This is a genomic window from Exiguobacterium qingdaonense, from assembly GCF_018617855.1.
Taxonomy (GTDB): domain Bacteria; phylum Bacillota; class Bacilli; order Exiguobacteriales; family Exiguobacteriaceae; genus Exiguobacterium; species Exiguobacterium qingdaonense.
Map to the genome: position 1 here is coordinate 56,430 of NZ_JACSKY010000002.1, position 21,482 is coordinate 77,911.

The following is a 21,482-nucleotide window of genomic DNA, read 5'->3' on the forward strand; positions in this document are numbered from 1 at the left end:
TGAGAGGAAGGGACGCATATGCATCATACACCAGATCAAAAGACCGCCTCACACGTGACGATTGAGAGCGCGTCTTTCGTATCATTTGAGACAATACAACTTGAGATTGTGCGCGAATATGAATCCGTTCCAGTGAAAATTGAACAGAATGGCCGCCCAATCGACTATCTCGTCGAACAACAAGATGTGACCGAATCGGGAATGATGCTGACGCTTCGCTTGAATGAACCGATCTCACTAGAGATGCTGTATACGGTTTATCATCCTGGACATAAGACGACGGTCATCGTTCCCCGGGAAGTTGTCCGTTCGGAAGAGTTTGAACGTCGGTTCTCGTATGACGGACCGCTCGGCGTATCGTTTGCACCGCACGGGATGGAAGTGACGGTATGGTCTCCTGTCGCCTTATCGATGTGGATTACAATCCATGACGACACGAACTACCGCGAGCTTGAGCGATTCCGTATGAACCGTGGAGCGCACGGTGAATGGAGTGGCGAAGTGCCGAAGGCGTTTGAAGGGATGCTGTATCGTCTAGAAGTGAAGACTCCGGTCGATACGAGGCATGTCGTCGATCCTTATGCGAGAGCCGTCAGTTTGAACGGGGAGTATGGAGTGTTGACGGATGTGGCACGATTTGTCGCCGAACAAGTCGAGTCAATCCCGCGGCCCCCGCTATGGAAGTCGACAGATGCTGTCATCTATGAACTGCATATTCGAGACTTCACGAGTCATCCATCTTCGATGAGTCAAATGAAAGGGCAATACGGCGGAGTCGCAGAAAAGGGAGTTCGGACAAAGGCGGGTCACAGTGCCGGCCTTGATTATATAAAGGAACTCGGGGTGACTCACGTCCAACTGTTGCCGGTTCATGATTTTGGAAGTGTCGATGAGGCGACACGTATGCCGTACAACTGGGGATATGACCCGATTCATTGGTTCAGTTTGGAGGGGAGCTACGCCTCAAGACCGGATGTGCCGTTGAGTCGCGTTTCCGAATATGCGACACTTGTCTCGAACCTCCATCAGGCCGGCCTGCGCGTCGTCACGGATGTCGTGATGAATCACATATACATTCGTGAGCAATCACCACTCGAGGCGCTCGTTCCATATTATTATTTCCGATATGAGCTTGACGGAACAGTCGCGAATGGGACGGGTGTCGGGAATGACACGGCATCGGAACGATATATGATGCGACGGATGATTGTGGACTTTGTTGAATTTTTCGCAACGACCTATCAAGTCGATGGATTCCGCTTTGATTTGATGGGCATTCATGACGTCGAGACGATGAATCAGGTACGAGCCGTTCTCGATAAGATTGACCCGTCAATCCTCGTCTATGGGGAAGGTTGGGATTTGGCGACGCCGCTCGGTCAATCGTTAAAGGCGACGTCACAAAATGCTGCTCGGATGCCTCGCATCGGTCATTTCAACGATATGATTCGAGATGCGTTAAAGGGATCTACATTTAACGACCGAGAGCGTGGATTCATCTCGGGGAATGAATGGCGAGAATGGGAGCTCCGTGAATGTCTCACCGGTGCCGTTCACATTCCGAACGTGACGGTCGGTCGATTTCCGAATCCGACCTATTCAATCAACTATGCCGAAGCTCACGACAATCATACGATTTATGACAAGTTGACATTATCATGTGAGGGAGTTGACGAAGCGACGCGTCTCAAGATGCAACGTTTAGCCAATGCGGTCGTCATCACTTCCCAAGGTATACCGTTCATCCACGCCGGTCAGGAATTCGGACGAACAAAGCATGGAGTCGAAAACAGCTATAATTCTCCGGACCACATCAATCATTTCGATTGGGACTTACGCGATACGCGAGTACGCGAAATCGAATATGTGAAGACGCTATTGAAACTGCGCCGACTCCACACATGTTTCCGTTATGATTCGCGTCAAGAAGTGATCGATCACTTCACGTTTCTCCCATCTCCGCCTGGCGTCATCATTTACGAGCTGACGGCGAGTCATTCGTATGATGCATGGCAACGGGTACGCGTTTATGTGAACGGTACGTTCGAGCCGCTTTCTTTTGAGAGCGATGTGAAATGGAACGTCTACGTCCAAGGCGAAACGGCAAGTCTCGTCCCACTTGCAAGAAACCCGGAACACATACAAGTCGAGTCGTTGTCAATGACGATTCTCGCATGTTAAGATGTTGATTGTATCTCTTTAATTTCAAGTAAGATTTGAGCGTGATGAATATGTATTCAGATATAGTCGGTGCGCTCGGTAAAGAGTGGACAGTCGCTTCAGCTGGCGGTATAACAGGCGAAGCGTATGTAGCGACGACGCGCCAACAGAAGATTTTTGTAAAACGGAATTCTTCTCCTTTTCTGGCGATTTTGTCAGCAGAAGGAATCGTCCCAAAATTACTTTGGACGAAACGGATGTTTAACGGGGACGTGTTGAGTGCCCAACAATTCATAGAAGGCCGCGAACTTTCACCAAAAGATATGAGACGACCTGATGTCGCGGCACAGCTTGGCAAGATTCATAACTCTAAAGAGCTATTATTCATGTTGCAACAGCTCAACCACACACCGGTGACGCCGCACTTATTGCTCCGTCAGTGTGAAGCATATGAACAAGATGAGACGGACCCAACGATTTCGGAAGCTGTGCAATGGTTGAAACATCATTTGCCAAAAGTGGATGAGCAAGAATATGTCGTATGTCATTCCGACTTAAATCATAACAACTGGATTGAGGATGAAAGTGGCCTACTTTATTTAACGGATTGGGACGATGCCATTATCGCAGACCGCGCGTTTGATTTGGCAATGGTTGTCTACAGTTATGTGGATGAGATGGAGTGGGAGTACTGGTTCTCGCATTACGGTGCACTCGTTTCAAATGAGCTTCATAATCGCATGCATTGGTATGCGATTGCCCAGACGATTTTGACGATCTATGGGGAAGAAAATGATTCAGCGCGGATGGAAGGTTTTCATGTGTTGCGCGAGTTGATTGATGAGGCATACGAACGAATCAATTAAAAGGGATGGCTGTGCGCCACCCCTTTTTGAACGTTTTAGACGTCGTCTGGATTCATGAAGTAAGCCCAAACGAACGTTGCGATGACACCAGTGAAAAATGTAAGTGGGGCTGCATAAAAGATTAAAAATTGGTCCAATGTACTCATCATATACGACCTCCTTGTGAAGGATGATTCACGTTCATTAAACTATGATTTCGTGTATAATCGCAAGAGGACTGCTCGTACGTAACGTGCATATCCCTATTAAACTTGAACATTTGATGAACGAAAGGTAGGATTTTTCATGCGTTTACGACATAAGCCTTGGGCAAAAGAGTATATGGAAGCTCAAGAACATGTATTTATTCAACATCCTGAACAATTAAAAGGAAAGTGGGGCACCGAGTTCGGGAATGATGACCCACTCTTTATCGAAGTCGGTTCAGGGAAAGGGCAATTTGTTTTAGGAATGGCGAAACAACACCCGAATGTGAACTTTATCGCCATTGAACTGTTTGAGAGCGTGGCCGTTTCAATCGTGCAAAAATTAGTCGAAACACCGATGTCAAACGTGAGGGTGCTGACGGTCGATGCGAAACGCCTTGTCGACTATTTCGAAGCGGGTGAGGTCGACCGCGTGTACTTAAACTTCTCAGATCCTTGGCCAAAATCACGTCATGCAAAACGTCGCTTGACGTATAAGACGTTTTTGGCGACATATGAGGCGATTCTTCCGAAAGCGGGAGAGATTCACTTCAAGACAGACAACCGTGGCTTGTTTGAATATTCGCTTCAAAGTATGAGTCAATACGGGATGTTCTTCACAGAAATTTCACTAGATTTACACGTGAACGAACCGGAAGATAACATTCGAACAGAGTATGAAGAGCGCTTTAGCGCGCTCGGTCAGCCTATTTATCGAATGGAAGCTGTGTTCCGCCCGAAAAATTGACACGCTTTTTTCTTATTTTAATAGTATTTTCTTCACACTTTTTTCTTTCTTCTTGGTACAATAGGAATGACGCTAAACTGGAATAAGAGAAGGGGGAACATGGGGATGATGAAAAAAGCATGGGCAAGCCTGCTTGCAGTAATCTTCATTCTAACAATCGCACCAACGAGTACTTCGGCGAACGAGGCATTCTTAGACGCGCTCGAAGAGGACTTGAAAGCGACACATTACGATTATAAAGAAGGAACAGCTGAAATTGTGAAAGAGGAGACGCTTCGCCATTCGAATGGGAATGAGATCATTGCGGCTGTCGTAGAACTCGATACGGTCCGTGATGGAATCTTCATCACACGAAAAACGGAGTTTCATTACTTTGATGCGACGGACAACAAAATCATCTCGTCAGCAGACCTCGTAGAAGTTGAAGGAGCAGCTGAGTTCGCGGATGCGAACATCGATATGCTCGGTCAAAAAGTTGTCTATTGGTTGCCGGTCTTGGTATTGCTTCTCTTGATTGCGGTCCCAGCACTTATTTTGTTCTTTGTCGTACCACGTTTCTATTCGACAACTTCATATATGAACGCTGTATATGAAAAGAATGACAACCCACGTTAACGTAAATGCATCCCGTTCCATGAACGGGATGTAGCTTGTTGACTAACATGAATACTATCGCTCGCCTTTCCGGCGCCCACGCTTTCCGCAGGCAATCCCGGAGCCGCATCGCGACCTAGGTCGCTGCTGGGTCTCCGTCGGATTGCAATTCTGCAGGAGTCAGGGCGCCGTCGGGCGAGCAACGTAAACGGTCGTCACTTGGCGGCCGTTTGTCTTTTTCTGATGCCTCGACGGTTAAAGAAAAAATCGGTACATACTTTTGATTGGTCCAAAAGGAGGAACTCGTTATGCACTGCATAAAATATGAAGAGACTGGCCAACCTGTTAGCTAGAGAGGACCATCTACTTAGCATTTCCTTTTTTAGGGCAGAACGCCTCAAGTGATCGAAACCTCAAAAAAAGACGAACCAAATCGCATCTTGCGATCTGGTTCGTCAACAGCCTACATCCCGTTCCATGAACGGGATGCTTTTTATTGCTCGTTCAGTTGATTGACGATGTCAGATAGTGACATGTCGTTGCCCGAAGAGACTGACGCGATAAAGGCACTCTCGACAATCGGCCCGTCGAAGAACGCGACTTTTTTGTCACCTTCGTACATGTCGATCGCGAGTTCCGCATTCATCGTCGCCGAGCCGATATCACTGAGGAGGAGTGCTTCTCCTTCAACGTGATCGAGTGCCGTTAAGATACGGTTGACATCTGTTCCGATGGCGCCATCCTCAAGACCGCCAGCTAGGTGAATGGGAACGGACGGTGCCATTTCCTTCATCAAGTCTTGGATTCCTTCTGCAATTTTTGCACTGTGCGAGACGATAACCAGTTCAACGATTTTAATCGACCTCCTTCATGATGGCCGCCAATAAGATTGAGCTAGAGAGAGCCCCCGGGTCAATCGTTCCGCGTGAGTTCTCTCCGAAATAAGAGGCCCTTCCTTTTGTCGCTACCATGTCTTCAGTCTTTTGAACTAGCTCTTCCAACTGTTGTTTATAATCGTCACCTTGGTTTACGTGCTCAAGGAACGGGTCCCATACGTCGACCATCGTTTTTTGACCGGCCTCCGATTTTCCTCGTGCTTTAATCGAAGCCGCACCTTCTTGCAATGCCTCTTTGAGCAGGTTGAAATCTGCTTCGGTCTCATCACCAAACTTCGTAGCCATCTTTACGAAGGCGGAACCATATAATGGACCGGCTGCACCGCCCACTTTCGACATGAGGGTCATCCCGATTTTTTTACTTAACGCTCCAAGTGATTCATACTCGTCATCCAAGATGGAAGAGACCGCATCAAATCCACGAGACATATTGATTCCATGATCTCCGTCACCGATGGCCCGATCTAAATCGGTCAACGTGTCTTTCTGCTCTTCGATACCAACTTGTGCATCACGTAACGCCTGCTTCATCCGATCAATCGTCAACATAAACCAAACACCTCATTCATCAAATTTTAAATCCGAGTGCTGCCGATGGGGCATCTAGATACGTCGTCATTTCATCATCGAGCGGTAATAGGGTGATGGAGAACCCATGCATCTCAAGGGACGTCATATAGTTACCGACATATTTACGTTTTAACGTATATCCGGCGGCCTCCAGTTTTTCGGCGACGAAATGATATGTCACGTACAGTTCTGACAACGGCGTACCACCCATTCCGTTTACCATGACAGCTACTTCGCCTGGGTCGACTTCTTTCTTCAAATGACTGAGAAGGTCATCGACGATTTGGTCGACATCGCCCGTCGGTTTGCGCTCGACACCACGCTCCCCGTGAATCCCGATTCCGATTTCCATCTCTTCCTCATTTAGGTCGAAACCAGGTTTTCCGCTAACCGGCATGTAACACGGTTCTACAGCCATCCCCATAGAGCGCACGTGAGATGCCACTTTTTCTGCGATCGACTTGACTTCTTCGAGTGATTTGCCGCTCGCTGCGGCAGCGCCGGCAATCTTATGAACGAATACCGTGCCAGCTACCCCTCGGCGGTCTTCTTTGTTCGAGATAGCGACATCATCTGCGACGACGACATGGTCCACTTTGATCCCGTCCCCTTCGGCAAGTTCCGCAGCTAACTCAAAGTTCATGACATCCCCCGAATAATTTTTGACGACCAGCAAAACGCCATTTCCACCATCGGCCGCCTTGATTCCTTCAAGCACCATATCCGGGGTAGGGGATGTAAACACTTCCCCGCAAACTGCGGCATCGAGCATGCCATCTCCGACAAAACCGGCATGTGCTGGCTCGTGACCGCTACCGCCGCCCGAGACGAGTCCGACCTTGCCAGACTTTGCCCCGTCAGCCCGACAGATGACATTCACCCCATCGACACGACCGTACAATTCAGGATGGGCATGGACCATTCCTTCAACCATTTGCGAGACGAGTTCACTTGCTTCACCGATTAGCTTCTTCACGCGAGATCACTCCTTTTCAATTTGAAAACTACCAATAACAATTTTCCACTATTTCATCGGAGTTAAACAAAAAAACCGACGAATCATTCGTCGGTTTCGTGTCATGCATATTCGAGTAGAGCACCAGTCTCGGAGTCGACTGTAAACTCGTATGTTTTCTCTTCATCGTTCTCAAGAACCGAGATTCCACCTTTATACACATCATATTCACGCCCATCATATGTGTAAATCTCAGGTGATGCAGAAATCCATGCCCCTTGGACATGTCCTTTGGCTGAGAAAGCACGTTTCGTATACTCCAACGCGTTCTCTGCCGATAAGCTACGTTCATCTAATGCTTTTTTCGTCATAAGTGCGGCAATGACGGCAACCCCGATTCCAATAAACCAATACCTTTTTTTCATATGACTACCTCCCCTTGAACTATGGCTATCATGTACATCGTACCAAAACCTGTACCCGAATGGAATGAAAAGCATTCGCATCCTGTCAAAACTTTTGTATATAATGAGACAAGAACAGTTAGAAAGGATGATGAGAGATGAATCAAAAGACGAGGGATTTATTCAAGACGTTAACAGAACTTCCAGGTGCGCCGGGATTTGAGTCAGAAGTTCGTCAGTTCGTACGCGAACGAATCGAACCATTTTCAGATGAAATTGTGACGGATGGAATCGGATCGATTTTCGGAAAACGCGTCGGGGACGAGACAGGACCGAAAGTCATGGTGGCAGGTCACATGGACGAGGTCGCCTTCATGGTGACGCGGATTACGGAAAAAGGGATGCTATACATACAACCGCTCGGCGGATGGTGGAGTCAAGTTCTCATGGCACAACGCTTTGACATCATCACGTCAAACGGTAAAATTCCCGGTGTCGTCGCTTCGACTCCGCCACACTTACTCGGACCTGATGCGATGAATAAGCCGATGGAAATTAAACAAATGTTTATCGACATCGGTGCAGACTCAAAAGAAGAGGCGGAATCATGGGGCGTTCGACCAGGTGTTCCCGCGGTACCAACGAGCGCATTCACACCACTTCAGCATCCAAAGAAGATAATGGCAAAAGCATGGGACAACCGCTACGGCGTCGGACTCGCTGTAGAACTGTTAGAAGAGACGACGAAAGAGGACCATCCGAACATTCTTTTCTCTGGCGCAACAGTACAGGAAGAAGTCGGGTTGCGTGGGGCTCAGACAGCATCTGAGTTGATTCAGCCAGACGTTGCGCTCGTGCTCGATGCTTCTCCGGCGAATGACGCGTCGGGAAGTAAGACAGAGTTTGGACAGCTCGGTGAAGGGGCATTGATCCGAATACTAGACCGGGTTATGGTCATGTCTCCTGAGATGCGTGACTTCTTACTTGATACGGCATCTGACGAAAACATCAAGACACAGTATTTCGTCTCACCAGGTGGAACGGATGCAGGACGTATACACATGAGCGGTCAAGGGGTGCCGACAGCCGTGATCGGGGTCGCCTCTCGCTATATTCATACACACGCTTCCATCCTTCATACAGACGATTATGATGCAGCAAAAGCGCTCCTCAAGGCGTTGGTCAAACGACTTGACCGTTCGACACTCGAAACGCTTCGTCCATCTCATTGATTTAAACGTTCCGTTCACTCATCTATGGAGTGGGCGGATTTTTTTGTTCATATTCTTGCTATTTCACGAAAACACCTTATACTGATAGAGGTGTTCATACATGTTTTTTACTCATGACAAGACACTTGTTTGAATGTAAGGAGGATATGATGTGTTAAAGAAAAAAGGAATTTCACTGAGCCCGTCTGTCTATTTTGTGACGGCACTTAGTTATATGGCACTCGGTTTGTTTAGTACGTTGATCATTGGCTTGATTATGAAGACGATCGGTGGTCAGCTCGAAGGCACCGCCTTCACAGGCATGAGCGACACGTTAATTCAAATTGGGGATGTCGCAATGAGCCTGACAGGACCGGCGATTGGAATCGCCATTGCGTATGCGCTAGAGGCGCCGCCACTCATCTTGTTTTCAGCTCTCGTCGTCGGGGCGTTCGGATATGAGTTCGGGCCAGCAGGAAGTTACGTTGCGACCATTCTCGCGGTCGAAAGTTCAAAACTTGTTTCCAAATCGACGAAACTTGATATTTTAGTTACACCGTTCACGACGATTGCGATTGGTTATCTCATTGCGACATACATCGGTAAGTACGTCGGGTTGTTCATGACACAGCTTGGCGGTTGGATCGAGTGGGGGACGGAGCAACAACCTTTATTCATGGGAGTGGTTGTGGCGACATTGATGGGACTAGCGTTGACCGCACCGATTTCAAGTGCAGCGATTGCTTTGATTCTCGGATTGAACGGAGTCGCCGCAGGGGCGGCGACCGTCGGATGTGCCGCGCAAATGATTGGGTTTGCAATCACAAGTTACCGCGATAACGGAGTCGGTGGAGCGATTGCACAAGGGATTGGGACCTCGATGCTACAAGTCGGGAATATTGTCAAAAATCCGTGGATTCTCTTACCTCCGACACTAGCTGGAGCCGTCCTGGCCCCTATCGCGATTCTTTTCTTCGAATTGGAGAGTGTGGCTGCAGGTGCAGGGATGGGAACGAGTGGACTTGTCGGTCCAATCGTTATGCTCGAGACGATGGGGTTTAGCTTATATACGCTACTCGTCGTTCTCGGATTCTTGATTGTAGGACCTGCCTTGTTGAGCTACGCGGTGTATACACTGTTGAGAAAGACGGGACGTATCCAACCGAATGATTTGAAGATTGATTATTGAAGAGAGCACCGCTTCATTCGAAACGATGCTCTCAGTATATTGACGAACTAGGTCGCAAGGGCGATTTGGTTCGTCTTTTTTGGTTCACGGTTTCTCTGCCCCGTAACATTGCAGAGATGATATACCGGTTGTTGAAGGACGAGTTTAATCTTCATCATCCGATTCCAAGCCACATTTTAACAGATTCTACTGTCTCGCGAGGCACGCGGAAACTGATTAGGAATAGCATGAGAACAATCACATAAATAGGGATCAAAAAACGCTTTCGCACAATCGGGAGGCGACGAACCAATTGCTTGAGCCATTTTTCAAGGATATAGATGATAGCGAATCCGACGATGAGCCAAATTAAAATCTCTAATCTTGACTTGTCCGTATCGATGAATAAATATCCATATCGGAGGATGACGAGCATACCGAATGCGCCGACCATTTGCTCGAGCGGGTGTTTCATCTCGGGATTCAATGTTTCGCGAGTTAATTTCATTTCATTTCACCTGTTTCAACTAGTCTCGGTATCGATTATAACAAACAGCAGAGCAGAATGTGTGACTAGACTTATGCTATTATAAGTGGGGAAAAAACGAACAGGAGTGATCAATCGTGAAACAATTATCGACAATGACAGAATATATGGAAGCTAAAGAATCAAAAAGTGTTTTCATGTTCTCGGCTAAATGGTGTGGCGATTGCCGTTTCCTCGACCCGTTCATGCCAGAAATTGAATCAAAATTCGAAGCGTGGTCGTTTTATTACGTCGACCGTGACGAGTTCATGGAGCTTGCGCAAGAACTAGACGTCTTCGGTATCCCGAGTTTCATCGCATTTAAAGACGGCAAGGAAGTCGATCGTTACGTCGGTCGTGAACGGAAGACACCGGAACAGGTCGAAGCGTTTTTGAACGGGTTAGGGTGAGCTTTCATGGAACGGAATGAGTTAAGACGATACTTAGAATCAAGTTTTAAAGAGGAGTACCGCACTTCTTACGATCGTGAGAATGAGGTGTTACGTGTCGAACGAAAGTCAGATCGCTTCGGTGTCAATATCCGACTCGCGCCGATTGTCGCAAAAGCGAAAACCCGTGGGAAAGTGGCCGTCGATGAAGTGATCGAATATATTGAAGCGGCGATGAAGGCCGATGATCACATCTCTCTTTCTGGAAATGTGGATGTCATTTATCCAGTTATTCGTTCAAACTCGTTCTCGAAGACGACGAAGAGTGGGGAGTCGCTCGCTTTTAGACCTCACTCGGCAGAGACTGCGGTATTCTATGCACTCGATCGTGGGAATGGATATCGGTTGATTGAAGAACGACATTTAACAGAAGAGTTGGGCCTCGCCGATATTGATCGTATCGCACGTGAGAACGTCAAAAAACTTCCGACCGAGATGAAACAAGACGAGGTAGCGGGAAATCCGTTCTACTTCTTATCCACTCGGGATGGATATGAGGCGTCTCGAATTTTAAATGATGAGTTTTTACGGATGATGGAGCGACGGATCGAGGGCGATATGCTCGTCGGTGTGCCACATCAGGATGTGATGATTATCGCAGATGTACGAAACGATCAAGGGTATGACGCCATGCAACAATTGATGTTCGATTTCTTTACAAACGGTCGCGTCCCTGTGACCGCACTCGCTTTCCATTATGAGGCAGGGCAACTTGAACCGATTTTCATTGTCGGAAAAAAGACCCCGCCATCGAACACATAATCTGATAAAATAAGTGAGATGATTTTGAAAGAAGGGACGTATGAACGCATGCAAATGAATGTATTTTATAACCGAGAAGGAATCGGCGATGTACTCATGGTGTTATTGAAAGAAGGAGAACGTCACCATCAATCTGTAGAGCGGACAGGTGACGTAGCCGTCGTCAAATCTGCAGACGGAGACGTCAACGGATACAACTTGTTTCAAGCGAGTGAGCACTTTGACGTCGCAGGTTGGAACGGTCCGATTGATTTGACAGTCGAATTGGTCGAACAGTTACGAGCGATGTTAAGTGAGCATGGAATCGAAGAGGACTTTTCATGGGTAGACGTTAGCCCGAAGTTTGTCGTCGGTTACGTTGAAAACGCAGAGAAACACCCAGATGCAGACAAACTATCTGTGTGTCAGGTCCAAATTGATGGGGGCACTGTACAAATCGTATGTGGCGCACCGAACGTGGCGACGGGTCAAAAGGTTGTCGTGGCCAAGCCAGGCGCGGTGATGCCGACCGGGTTGATTATTCGACCATCTGCACTCCGTGGAGAAAGTTCACATGGAATGATTTGTTCTGCACGTGAATTAAACATTCCAAATGCCCCTCAAGAAAAAGGGATTTTAGTATTAGATGACGAATATGAAGTAGGTACAGCATTTGAAATCGGTCGCTAAACTCGACCGATTTTTTGTTAAATATGGATTGAGTGAAAAAGCGAGGAAACAACTATGGATGCATATGAACGTTCACTGAAACAGCAAGCGGAGCGAATCAAACGAGAGTTATCGAAAGAAGGACAGACGCTGTCATCTCCTCCAAAGGTAGAAGTCACCGATGAACTGATTCCGTCAGACGTCCCCTCCCCGATTTACGGATATGCTCGTCCGAAGCCGAAGATCATGCTCCCAGTCGAACATTCTCCTGAAACGAGAGAAGTGCTCGATTCAAGTGTAAATATTGACTCACTGCCGACCGAATCAGAAGAAACAGAAGACGAGTCTGCGAAGTCTGAATCAACCGAGGGTCGTGAAGCAATTTCCGGGGAAGTAAAGATGGAAGAGAAATCGATACTCGGTGAGGTCTCCATCACGAATAACGGCTTTTCATCGGTGTTTATGCAATCAACAGATTTATCCCGTTCGAATAAAGAATCGATTGTAGAAATGCATCATGATGCAACACCTTCCGATGCATTGAATATAGAAGAGGCCAAGGAAAAAATCGGTTCATCCATCGAACAGATTGCAGAAAGATTACAAACAACATCTGAGCAACAAGAACTGCCGTCTGACACAGAGTTGACACCTGCTGTTGAAGTCTCATTTAAAGCGGATCAACCGCCTGTGAACGTGATGATGACGCCAAAAGACCGTATGGCCATGTATCGGAGCCGACGACTTGCACAAAAAAATAATAATCTGTAATAGCACGACCCTGAGAGTTTTGCTATAATGACAAAGGTTTGTCGCATTTTGACGAGCCGCAATGAATTAGGGGGGCTATTTACAGATGAACCGTTATCACTTCGTCGGAATTAAAGGAACGGGCATGAGTCCTTTAGCTCAAATTTTATTTGATATGAACAATGAAGTCCGTGGATCGGACGTTGAAAAAGCGTTTTTTACAGAAGAAGCATTGAAACGAAAAGGAATCGAGATCTTGCCATTCGATCCTGAAAATATTTCTGAAGATCAAATTATCGTACAAGGAAATGCGTTTAGTGATGATCACCCAGAGATCGTTCGCGCACGCGAACTAGGGTTAACGATTTATAAGTATTACGAGTTTTTAGGTGAGCTCGCCAATCATTATACGAGTGTGGCCATTACGGGTTCACACGGAAAAACATCGACAACCGGTTTACTCGCACATGTGATGCGTGGAATCGAACCGACATCATTTTTGATTGGTGATGGGACGGGCGAGGGCGTTGCCGATTCGAAAAACTTAGTCTTCGAGGCATGCGAATATAAGCGTCATTTCTTATATTATCGTCCTGATTACGCAATTATGACGAATATCGATTTCGACCATTCTGATTATTTCTCTGGTTTAGAAGACGTCATCGACGCATTCCAGGAGATGGCCAAGCAAGTGAAGAAAGGAATCATCGCCTGCGGTGATGACGAAAATCTTCAACACATTCAAGCGAACGTTCCGCTCGTTTATTATGGGTTTGGAACGCATAACGATTTCCGGGCAGAACATGTCACGTCGACTGAAAATGGAACAACATTTGATGTCTTCTTACGGGATGACTTCTACGGGACATTCCGTATCCCAGGGTACGGAAACCATAGCGTGTTGAACGCACTTGCTGTTATTGCGACATGCGATTATGAGAACTTGTCGAAAGAGTTGGTAAAAGAACGCCTCGAAACGTTCAACGGAGTGAAGCGTCGATTCAGTGAATCGTCACTGAACGGTCAAGTACTCGTCGATGACTATGCACACCATCCACGTGAAATTAGTGCGACGATCGAGGCTGCTCGGAAGAAGTACAAGGAGCGGGAAGTTGTTGCGATTTTCCAACCACATACGTATACACGTCTCAAATCATTCATGGATGATTTTGCGACGGCATTGGCTGAAGCGGATACGGTATATTTATGTGACATTTTTGGTTCAGCACGCGAACAAGAAGGGACGGTCACGATCGAGGACCTACAGTCAAGAATCGATGGTGCACACATTTTGAAACGCGGTGGAACGAACGTCCTACGCAATCATGACGATGCCGTGCTATTGTTCATGGGCGCAGGCGACATCCAAACGTATCAACGTGAATATGAAGAAGTCGTGAAACTTGAAGCATGACGTTGAATGGGAGACGAAAGTCTCTCTTTTTTTATGTTTAGCCATCAAACATCTCGGTAATAGTAATATCGATTGAATATTGCAAAGGAGATGTTTTGAATGGCTAGTCAAGGTGCACTTAATACGCTAAACAAAGAAGTGGCGAACTATGGGCTGTTGTTCGTGAAGCTTCATAACTATCACTGGTATATCAATGGTCCTCACTTCTTTACGTACCATGAGAAATTAGAAGAACTATACAACTTAGTGGCAGAGTTATACGATGACGTGGCGGAGCGACTTCTTATGAACGACGGGGAACCGTATGCGACGATGAAAGAGTATTTGGAACATTCGACGCTTTCGGAAGGCGACCGTAACGCGGAGACGGAACAGATGATTAAAGACGTCATCAACGATTTCAAACAAATCCGTCAAGAGATGCAGGATGCAATGGAGAACTTTGAGGACGGGGACGAAGCGATTGAAGACACCTTCGTCTCGCACATCGAGCGACTTGAGAAAGAGATTTGGATGATGTCTGCCGCACTTGGCAAAAAAACAAAGTTATAACGTGAGAATGGTGCGCCGAGTGGCGCACCATTTTCATTATGCTAAGTTTTCTGGATTAAGCGGAAGTAAGGCTTCGATGACAAACCGTCCGTCTTTTCGGATGAGGACGTCGTCGAACCAAATCTCGCCACCGCCGTAATCCGGACGCTGGATGTTGACGAGGTCCCAGTGTACGGATGAGTCGTTACCGTTATAGGCGTCGTCATACGCTTGGCCTGGCGTGAAGTGGAAGCTGCCGTCAATCTTCTCATCGAAGAGAATATCCTTCATCGGATGTTGAATGTATGGGTTCACACCGATGGCGAACTCCCCGACATAACGCGCACCTTCATCCGTGTTGAATACCTCGTTGATTCGTTCCGTGTCGTTCGCGGTCGCATCAACGATCTTCCCGTCTTTAAACGTCAACTTCACATTCTCAAACGTAAAGCCTTGATATGGAGATGGCGTATTGTATGTGATGACACCGTTGACCGAGTCTTTGACCGGTGCTGTGAACACTTCACCGTCCGGAATGTTCATTTGACCCGAGCACTTGATGGCTGGAATGTCTTGAATAGAGAATGAAAGATCGGTACCAGGTCCTTTCAATGTCACGCGGTCTGTCTCGTTCATCAACTCGACTAACGCATCCATCGCGCGGTCCATTTTCTCATAATCGAGCGTACATACGTTGAAATAGAAGTCCTCAAACGCTTCAGTCGATTTTCCTGCCAGCTGTGCCATCGATGGGGATGGATAACGGAGAACGACCCATTTCGTCCCTTTGACGCGGTCTTCTGTATGCATTTTACCGAGTGTGGCACCTACGAGCTTTTGTTGTTCACTTGGAACGTCTGACAACTCGTTAATGTTATCACCGGCACGTAAGCCGATGTACGCATCCATCGCCTGCATCTGTTTGCGCTCGATATCGGCCATGAGTTCAAGCTGTTCACGACTGGCCCCTGTATACAGCTTACGCAAAATACGGCTCTCTTTTAATAAGACGAACGGATGTCCACCCGCTTCGTACGCTTTTTCGACGAGTGCCTCAACGAGTGACTCCTCCACGCCGAAGTTCTCAATCAATACGTTTTCCCCGGGTTGAAGCTTGACGGAATAATTGATTAAACCATCTGCTAATTGTGTAATTCTTGGATCTCTCATACGTTCACCCCTAATTTTTTTTATGAATTTCTATTTTAGTGTAATCGAAAACATAAAAACGGGTAAAGGAATAATCAGACCGAATGGCGAAAACGGTTGTAGCAAATCTTTTCAGTCATAATGGTGCTATAATGAAACAAGAAACGATTGAATAGGAGGAATGAATTGAATGGAGATCACATTAGGAGGGGTCGCTGGTCTGATTGCAGCGCTCGCGTTTGTTGTGCTCGTCATCTTCTTGGCGCGTGTCTTGTCGAATGTAAACCGTACACTCGGGAGCGTAGCTAATACGACCGAAAACCTAGAACGCCAGCTCGATGGCATCACGATGGAAGTGACGGCGCTCTTACATAAGACGAACCGTCTCGTGGACAATGTAGAAGAGAAGACAGAATTGCTCGCACCTGTTGCCCATGCACTCGATGAACTGGGCACATCATTGAACGAGGTGACCGAGTCCGTACGTACAGTTTCGACTTCTGTTCACTCTGCTGCTGACGAAAACAAGGAACAGATTGCTCAAGCAGTTCGATGGGGCTCTGTTGCGGTGGAACTCTTCAAAAAGAACAAACCGGAATCATCGACTTCAAAAGAGCGGCCTCGTCGTCGGACGAGACGAGAAAAGAAAGAAGAAACGCCTGTATCTCCCGATATGATCAATACGGATGATACAGTCAAATAATTTAACTATCATTAGGAGGAACTCACACATGACAGACCAAAAGCAACCAACTGACCAAAATCAATCAAGTAGTGGATTTTTAACGGGTGTCATTTTAGGAGGGATCGTCGGTGCGGCAGTCGCGTTATTGACAGCACCTAAAAGTGGACGAGAAGTTCGAACGTACCTTGACGAGAAGACATCACCGTCGCGTGAACGGTTGACCGTCAAGTCGAAAGAGATGCGTGAGAAAGCGGAGCCGGTCGTCGGGGAATGGATCAAAGTGGCTAGTGATAAAGCCGCTCCCGTCCTCAATATCGTAAAAGACAAGGCACGTGAGGCAGCGGAAGTAAAGCAACAGATGGACGAGGACGATCTTTCGATTGAAGAGGCGATGGAAAAGGCGGATCAACTTGTCGCCGAAGCGGAATCGGAAGTGAAAGAACAGATGGACCGTGCAACTGAAGAAGAGACGAAGGACTCAACCGATGAGTCGGAGTCAGATGATTCGCTTGAAGCACCTGTGAATGAATTACTCGATGATGAGTCGAAAGAAGAACTTAAAGATTTAAAGAAAGACCTTAAAAAAGAAGAATAACGTAGAAGGGCCGAATGCGTTCGGTCCTTTTTTGATGATTTGATGACGTAAAAGGTTTCTTTATGACAAAGCGCACAAAGTTCGATATAATTAGGAATCTGGAAAGAACGGCTTAGGAATGAGAGGGAAACTATGAGTCCACAAGATCAATTGAATCGATTACGTCGAGAAATGGATGAATTGAACCATGAGATGCTCGACTTGCTTAGTCGGCGTGGTGCACTTGCCGTCGAAATTGGAAAGATAAAACGTCTTCAAGGCGTCGAACGATATGACCCGGTCCGGGAACGAGAGATGCTTGATTTCATCGCCTCTTCAAATGAAGGACCGTTTGAAACGTCGCGTCTTCAACATATTTTCAAGGAAGTGTTCAAAGCGTCTGCTGAATTACAGGGAGAAGACCGGGACAAAACATTGCTCGTTTCTCGCAAGCGGCAACCGGAAGACACAGTAGTTCAGATGAAAGACGTGACGATTGGAAGCGGTCGCCCGCAGTTGATTGCAGGGCCGTGTGCCGTCGAATCGTTTGAACAAGTGAATGCGGTCGCAGAAAAACTTGCATCTTCGGGTGTCAAAGTCATGCGTGGCGGTGCTTACAAACCGCGTACATCACCTTATGACTTCCAAGGTTTGGGCTTTGAAGGATTGAAACTGTTGAAAACAGCCGCTGACCGACATGATTTGCGGGTGATCACGGAAATCATGACGCCTGGTGCCGTCGAATCGGCAATGCCTTATGTCGATATCATTCAAGTGGGCGCTCGAAACATGCAAAATTTCGACTTGCTAAAAGAAGTTGGAAAAACAGACAAGCCGGTCTTGTTGAAGCGTGGATTGTCCGCTACAATCGAAGAGTTCATTTATGCGGCAGAGTACATCATGGCTAGTGGAAACAGTCAAGTCATCCTCTGTGAACGCGGGATCCGAACGTATGAGCGTGCTACACGAAATACGTTAGACATTACTGCCGTGCCGATACTGAAGCAAGAAACACACTTGCCTGTCATGGTTGACGTCACCCATTCAACGGGGCGTCGCGATTTATTGTTGCCGGCCGCGAAAGCCGCGCTTGCCATCGGAGCAGACGGTGTGATGGTTGAAGTGCACCCGAACCCTGCGATTGCACTGTCGGACGCACAACAACAACTTGACTTTGACCAATTCGATCAATTTTTGGAAGGACTGACGATTCAGTTTCCCCAACTTGATTTGGTGAAAAAGTAAGCTTTCCAATTGGAAACGTTTTATATCGCATGAAGACAGGGTAAATGGATGACAGATACCTGTCTTCCTTTTTTAAGACGTTTTATGAAAACTTTTTGAAAATCAGGATTTGTAGGAGGAGTAGTTTATGAATAGTAATAATGTAACGATTTACGACGTTGCTCGAGAAGCCGGGGTGTCGATGGCAACGGTTTCCCGTGTCGTCAACGGAAACCCAAACGTCAAACCGACGACACGAAAGAAAGTACAAGATGCGATCGATCGTCTCGGCTATCGCCCGAACGCTGTCGCTCGTGGGCTAGCGAGTAAGAAAACGACGACGGTCGGTGTCATCGTACCGGATATCTCGAACATTTTCTTTGCTGACTTGGCGCGAGGTATTGAAGACGTGGCGACGATGTATAAATACAACATCATCTTAGGTAACTCGGATTCGAGTCGTGACAAAGAAATCCATTTACTGAATACACTGCTTGGAAAACAAGTGGACGGTATCATCTTCATGGGTGGTCGTTTGCACGAGGATCTCGTTGAAGAGTTTAAAAAATCACCGGTGCCAATCGTGCTCGCAGCCACGTTGAATCAAGGGTATGACCTCCCTGCGGTCAACATTGATTATGAGCAGGCAGCGTATGATGCAACGCACATGTTGATCAGTCACGGGCATGAACGTGTCGGATTCATCACAGGACCGCTCGAGCAACAGATCAACGGTGAAAAGAAGTTCGCGGGTTACCGTCGTGCGCTTGAGGACGCGGGCCTTCCATTCCATGAGAACGATATGATTCTTGGAAACTATACGTATGCGTCTGGTCTTGAAGCGATGCAAAAAATGTTGCAACGGGACGATTGTCCGAAAGCAATCTTTGCTGGGACAGATGAGATGGCTCTAGGGGTCATCCATGCCATTCAAGATGCCGGTTACTCGGTTCCAAACGACTTCGAAGTCGTTGGACACGATAACACGCGTCTCGCAACGATGATTCGTCCGAAGTTGACGACGGTCGTCCAACCGATGTATGACATTGGGGCTGTGGCGATGCGTCTGTTGACGAAGATTTTAAATGCAGAAGAAATCGAAGAGAAGAACGTCGTCTTGCCCCACCGGATCGAGCGTCGTGACTCGCTCCGTCAAGATTAACAATAGCCTCCTCATTCATCAGGTCACACGATGGATGGGGAGGCTATTATTATATATAAAGCGATTTTCGATCATTTGAGATAAACGGCCAAAATGCACGTTTCGCCACTTCCCAATTCTTTTCCTCGATTTGTTGGCGACGAGGGATGTGGTCAAATGCGTAAAGAGAATCGTCCCAACGTGTAGGGAGTGGTTGATCGGCGACAGAAGACCACTGTTCAATCCATTTTGTCGGAATTTCTCCGGCATAGGGCGCCTCCCTCGTCAATCCGGCCCACACTTGTGCCCATGCGCGTGGCACGGCTCGATACCAGTCATAACCTCCGCCACCGAGTGCGACGAGACGGCCGTCTGTAAATTCATCGGCGAGACGCGAGGCAATCTGGGGAATTTGTTCGAACGTCCGAATCGTCGATGCCAAATGGGTGAGCGGGTCGAAAGCGTGTGCGTCAGCACCGTTCTGTGTCAAGATGATATCTGGTTTGAACCATTCGCAGGCTTCCCGCAGTACGGTCTCATAGCATTTTAAAAATGAGTCGTCTTGAGTAAATGCATCGACAGGGACGTTCCAGCTGTAACCGTACCCACTTCCGTTCCCTCGTTCAGTCACCGTGCCGGTACCTGGGAAGAGGTAGCGTCCTGTCTCGTGAATAGATAATGTCATCACGTCATCATCGTCATAGAACAGCCACTGCACCCCGTCTCCATGATGCGCATCTGTGTCGACATAAAGGACGCGTGAACCGTATTGCTGTCTGACATGGGCAATGGCGACGGCGGCGTCATTGTATACACAAAACCCGGATGCTTTTCTTTGCATACCGTGATGCAAGCCACCCCCAACATGGAAGGCACGTTCTGTTTTACCGCTCGCCACAAGATCGAGTGCGTGGATTGTCCCGCCTACAAGTCGGGCCGCACCTTCATGAATTGTCGGAAAGATTGGGGTATCTTCCGTTCCAAGGCCAAATTTGTTCGCTTTCAACGTGGAGAGTTCTCCGGCTGCTGCGGCTTGGACGGCTTCAATGTAATCACGATCATGAACGAGCGCCAACGCTTCGACCGATGCGAGAGGAGGGACGACACATTCAGATTTCGATAGTTTTCCGGACGCGATCAACAGCGAAGTCGTCAGTTCAAGTCGCAATGGATTGAACGGATGGTCATCGTGGAAACGATAAGATGTCTCGTCCTCGCCAAATATGTAGACCGGTCTCATTTCGACATCTCCGGTCCGAGTACTTCATATCCTTCTCGTTTTAGCCGCTCGATGATTCGTAGTGGATTCATCGTCTGGACGCGAAAGGAGATAATTCGTTTGTATGGGTCACTCGTAGGATGAACGAACACGTTGATGATATTGATGTTTGTTTTTGCGAGTAGGCGAGTCACTTTCTCGAGCGAGCCGGTCGTGTTCTCAACTAAGATTTCGATTTGTGAGCTCGGCTCAAGTGCTCCTGTCAACTGGACAAAATAGCGCAACAAGTCCGTTTCAGTCAAGACACCGACGAGTTTTCCTTGTTCTACAATCGGCAGACACGTCAATCGATTCTCGTAAAACAAGGCGGCTGCATCTTCAAAAAAATCAAAGGGATGCGCCGTCGGTACGTCAGAGCGCATAATACTCGAGATCGGGTTTTGGAAATCGGCATTCTCACTCTCCGGGTGAAACACGCTCGTTGCCCCACTCATTTCGAATTGACCGACAATCCCTACGACTTGTCGGGCTGGATTCGTCACGATCAAATGTCTCACACGATGTTCACGCATGAGCTTTGCGGCGTGAGCGATTGTATTGGTCGGTTGAATCGTCACGACATGTCGATTCATCATCTGTTCGATTAGCATGTT

The 21,482-nt window shown here is 47.5% G+C and carries 25 protein-coding genes; 16 read left to right on the plus strand and 9 right to left on the minus strand.

Annotated elements, in window-relative coordinates:
- The first annotated feature begins 18 nt into the window (after nucleotides 1-18).
- Nucleotides 19-2,181, plus strand: a complete 2,163-nt coding sequence (gene pulA / locus KNP00_RS03670; protein ID WP_215142386.1) for a type I pullulanase — start codon at nucleotides 19-21, stop codon at nucleotides 2,179-2,181.
- A 50-nt stretch (nucleotides 2,182-2,231) separates the two neighbouring features.
- On the plus strand, nucleotides 2,232-3,026 hold the full coding sequence (locus KNP00_RS03675) for a phosphotransferase family protein (protein ID WP_215142764.1): 795 nt from the start codon (nucleotides 2,232-2,234) through the stop codon (nucleotides 3,024-3,026).
- A gap of 35 nt (nucleotides 3,027-3,061) precedes the next feature.
- Here KNP00_RS03675 and KNP00_RS14355 read toward each other — a convergent pair whose 3' ends face one another.
- On the minus strand, nucleotides 3,062-3,172 hold the full coding sequence (locus KNP00_RS14355) for a cytochrome bd oxidase small subunit CydS (protein ID WP_420828310.1): 111 nt from the start codon (nucleotides 3,170-3,172) through the stop codon (nucleotides 3,062-3,064).
- A 139-nt stretch (nucleotides 3,173-3,311) separates the two neighbouring features.
- Between KNP00_RS14355 and trmB the strand changes: the two genes are divergently transcribed.
- Both trmB and KNP00_RS03685 read left to right on the plus strand, forming a co-directional pair.
- Nucleotides 3,312-3,959: a tRNA (guanosine(46)-N7)-methyltransferase TrmB gene (trmB, locus tag KNP00_RS03680; protein ID WP_215142388.1), complete on the plus strand. Its 648-nt coding sequence runs from the start codon at nucleotides 3,312-3,314 to the stop codon at nucleotides 3,957-3,959.
- A 105-nt stretch (nucleotides 3,960-4,064) separates the two neighbouring features.
- Nucleotides 4,065-4,574, plus strand: coding sequence for a hypothetical protein (locus KNP00_RS03685; protein ID WP_240542699.1), 510 nt, complete (start codon nucleotides 4,065-4,067; stop codon nucleotides 4,572-4,574).
- Nucleotides 4,575-5,046: 472 nt separating this feature from the next.
- Here the strand turns inward: KNP00_RS03685 and dhaM are convergent, their stop codons facing one another.
- From dhaM to KNP00_RS03705, 4 genes are all read right to left on the minus strand, one after another.
- Nucleotides 5,047-5,412, minus strand: a complete 366-nt coding sequence (gene dhaM / locus KNP00_RS03690) for a dihydroxyacetone kinase phosphoryl donor subunit DhaM (RefSeq protein ID WP_338082256.1) — start codon at nucleotides 5,410-5,412, stop codon at nucleotides 5,047-5,049.
- Nucleotides 5,408-5,998: a dihydroxyacetone kinase subunit DhaL gene (gene dhaL, locus KNP00_RS03695; protein ID WP_215142392.1), complete on the minus strand. Its 591-nt coding sequence runs from the start codon at nucleotides 5,996-5,998 to the stop codon at nucleotides 5,408-5,410. The genes dhaM and dhaL overlap by 5 nt, the downstream gene beginning before the upstream one ends.
- 19 nt (nucleotides 5,999-6,017) lie before the next feature.
- Nucleotides 6,018-6,995, minus strand: coding sequence for a dihydroxyacetone kinase subunit DhaK (dhaK, locus tag KNP00_RS03700; protein WP_215142394.1), 978 nt, complete (start codon nucleotides 6,993-6,995; stop codon nucleotides 6,018-6,020).
- A 101-nt stretch (nucleotides 6,996-7,096) separates the two neighbouring features.
- Nucleotides 7,097-7,399: a PepSY domain-containing protein gene (locus tag KNP00_RS03705; protein ID WP_012726763.1), complete on the minus strand. Its 303-nt coding sequence runs from the start codon at nucleotides 7,397-7,399 to the stop codon at nucleotides 7,097-7,099.
- A gap of 137 nt (nucleotides 7,400-7,536) precedes the next feature.
- Here KNP00_RS03705 and KNP00_RS03710 point away from each other — a divergent pair, with 137 nt between their 5' ends.
- The gene (locus KNP00_RS03710) at nucleotides 7,537-8,610 is read left to right on the plus strand and encodes a M42 family metallopeptidase (RefSeq protein WP_215142396.1); all 1,074 of its coding nucleotides are present in this window, start codon (nucleotides 7,537-7,539) and stop codon (nucleotides 8,608-8,610) included.
- Nucleotides 8,611-8,761: 151 nt separating this feature from the next.
- Nucleotides 8,762-9,778 (plus strand): PTS sugar transporter subunit IIC, encoded by a 1,017-nt coding sequence (locus tag KNP00_RS03715; RefSeq protein ID WP_215142398.1) that lies wholly within the window; start codon nucleotides 8,762-8,764, stop codon nucleotides 9,776-9,778.
- Between the two features lie 154 nt (nucleotides 9,779-9,932).
- Here the strand turns inward: KNP00_RS03715 and KNP00_RS03720 are convergent, their stop codons facing one another.
- Nucleotides 9,933-10,265, minus strand: a complete 333-nt coding sequence (locus KNP00_RS03720) for a hypothetical protein (RefSeq protein ID WP_215142400.1) — start codon at nucleotides 10,263-10,265, stop codon at nucleotides 9,933-9,935.
- 116 nt (nucleotides 10,266-10,381) lie between these two features.
- Between KNP00_RS03720 and KNP00_RS03725 the strand changes: the two genes are divergently transcribed.
- The 6 genes from KNP00_RS03725 to KNP00_RS03750 all read left to right on the plus strand — a co-directional run bounded on the left by KNP00_RS03725 (nucleotide 10,382) and on the right by KNP00_RS03750 (nucleotide 14,858).
- On the plus strand, nucleotides 10,382-10,693 hold the full coding sequence (locus KNP00_RS03725) for a thioredoxin family protein (RefSeq protein WP_420828307.1): 312 nt from the start codon (nucleotides 10,382-10,384) through the stop codon (nucleotides 10,691-10,693).
- A 6-nt stretch (nucleotides 10,694-10,699) separates the two neighbouring features.
- Nucleotides 10,700-11,494 (plus strand): DUF1444 family protein, encoded by a 795-nt coding sequence (locus tag KNP00_RS03730; RefSeq protein ID WP_215142402.1) that lies wholly within the window; start codon nucleotides 10,700-10,702, stop codon nucleotides 11,492-11,494.
- Nucleotides 11,495-11,548: 54 nt separating this feature from the next.
- Nucleotides 11,549-12,163, plus strand: a complete 615-nt coding sequence (gene ytpR / locus KNP00_RS03735; RefSeq protein WP_215142770.1) for a YtpR family tRNA-binding protein — start codon at nucleotides 11,549-11,551, stop codon at nucleotides 12,161-12,163.
- A gap of 54 nt (nucleotides 12,164-12,217) precedes the next feature.
- Nucleotides 12,218-12,913, plus strand: a complete 696-nt coding sequence (locus tag KNP00_RS03740) for a hypothetical protein (RefSeq protein ID WP_215142404.1) — start codon at nucleotides 12,218-12,220, stop codon at nucleotides 12,911-12,913.
- A gap of 85 nt (nucleotides 12,914-12,998) precedes the next feature.
- On the plus strand, nucleotides 12,999-14,306 hold the full coding sequence (gene murC, locus KNP00_RS03745; protein ID WP_215142406.1) for a UDP-N-acetylmuramate--L-alanine ligase: 1,308 nt from the start codon (nucleotides 12,999-13,001) through the stop codon (nucleotides 14,304-14,306).
- Between the two features lie 99 nt (nucleotides 14,307-14,405).
- The gene (locus KNP00_RS03750; RefSeq protein WP_215142408.1) at nucleotides 14,406-14,858 is read left to right on the plus strand and encodes a Dps family protein; all 453 of its coding nucleotides are present in this window, start codon (nucleotides 14,406-14,408) and stop codon (nucleotides 14,856-14,858) included.
- Between the two features lie 36 nt (nucleotides 14,859-14,894).
- On the opposite strand, the gene KNP00_RS03755 is transcribed toward KNP00_RS03750, so the two are convergent.
- Nucleotides 14,895-16,007, minus strand: a complete 1,113-nt coding sequence (locus KNP00_RS03755) for an aminopeptidase (protein WP_215142410.1) — start codon at nucleotides 16,005-16,007, stop codon at nucleotides 14,895-14,897.
- Nucleotides 16,008-16,176: 169 nt separating this feature from the next.
- Here KNP00_RS03755 and KNP00_RS03760 point away from each other — a divergent pair, with 169 nt between their 5' ends.
- The 4 genes from KNP00_RS03760 to ccpA all read left to right on the plus strand — a co-directional run bounded on the left by KNP00_RS03760 (nucleotide 16,177) and on the right by ccpA (nucleotide 19,631).
- Nucleotides 16,177-16,689: a DUF948 domain-containing protein gene (locus KNP00_RS03760; RefSeq protein WP_215142412.1), complete on the plus strand. Its 513-nt coding sequence runs from the start codon at nucleotides 16,177-16,179 to the stop codon at nucleotides 16,687-16,689.
- A 28-nt stretch (nucleotides 16,690-16,717) separates the two neighbouring features.
- Nucleotides 16,718-17,266 carry a YtxH domain-containing protein gene (locus tag KNP00_RS03765; protein WP_215142414.1) on the plus strand — a complete coding sequence of 183 codons (549 nt, stop codon included), beginning with the start codon at nucleotides 16,718-16,720 and terminating at the stop codon, nucleotides 17,264-17,266.
- 132 nt (nucleotides 17,267-17,398) lie between these two features.
- On the plus strand, nucleotides 17,399-18,490 hold the full coding sequence (locus KNP00_RS03770) for a bifunctional 3-deoxy-7-phosphoheptulonate synthase/chorismate mutase (RefSeq protein WP_215142416.1): 1,092 nt from the start codon (nucleotides 17,399-17,401) through the stop codon (nucleotides 18,488-18,490).
- A gap of 127 nt (nucleotides 18,491-18,617) precedes the next feature.
- The gene (ccpA, locus tag KNP00_RS03775; protein ID WP_215142418.1) at nucleotides 18,618-19,631 is read left to right on the plus strand and encodes a catabolite control protein A; all 1,014 of its coding nucleotides are present in this window, start codon (nucleotides 18,618-18,620) and stop codon (nucleotides 19,629-19,631) included.
- A gap of 49 nt (nucleotides 19,632-19,680) precedes the next feature.
- Here ccpA and KNP00_RS03780 read toward each other — a convergent pair whose 3' ends face one another.
- Both KNP00_RS03780 and KNP00_RS03785 read right to left on the minus strand, forming a co-directional pair.
- Nucleotides 19,681-20,850 carry an acetoin utilization protein AcuC gene (locus tag KNP00_RS03780; RefSeq protein ID WP_215142420.1) on the minus strand — a complete coding sequence of 390 codons (1,170 nt, stop codon included), beginning with the start codon at nucleotides 20,848-20,850 and terminating at the stop codon, nucleotides 19,681-19,683.
- Nucleotides 20,847-21,479, minus strand: a complete 633-nt coding sequence (locus tag KNP00_RS03785; protein WP_215142422.1) for an acetoin utilization AcuB family protein — start codon at nucleotides 21,477-21,479, stop codon at nucleotides 20,847-20,849. The genes KNP00_RS03780 and KNP00_RS03785 overlap by 4 nt, the downstream gene beginning before the upstream one ends.
- Nucleotides 21,480-21,482: the final 3 nt, after the last annotated feature.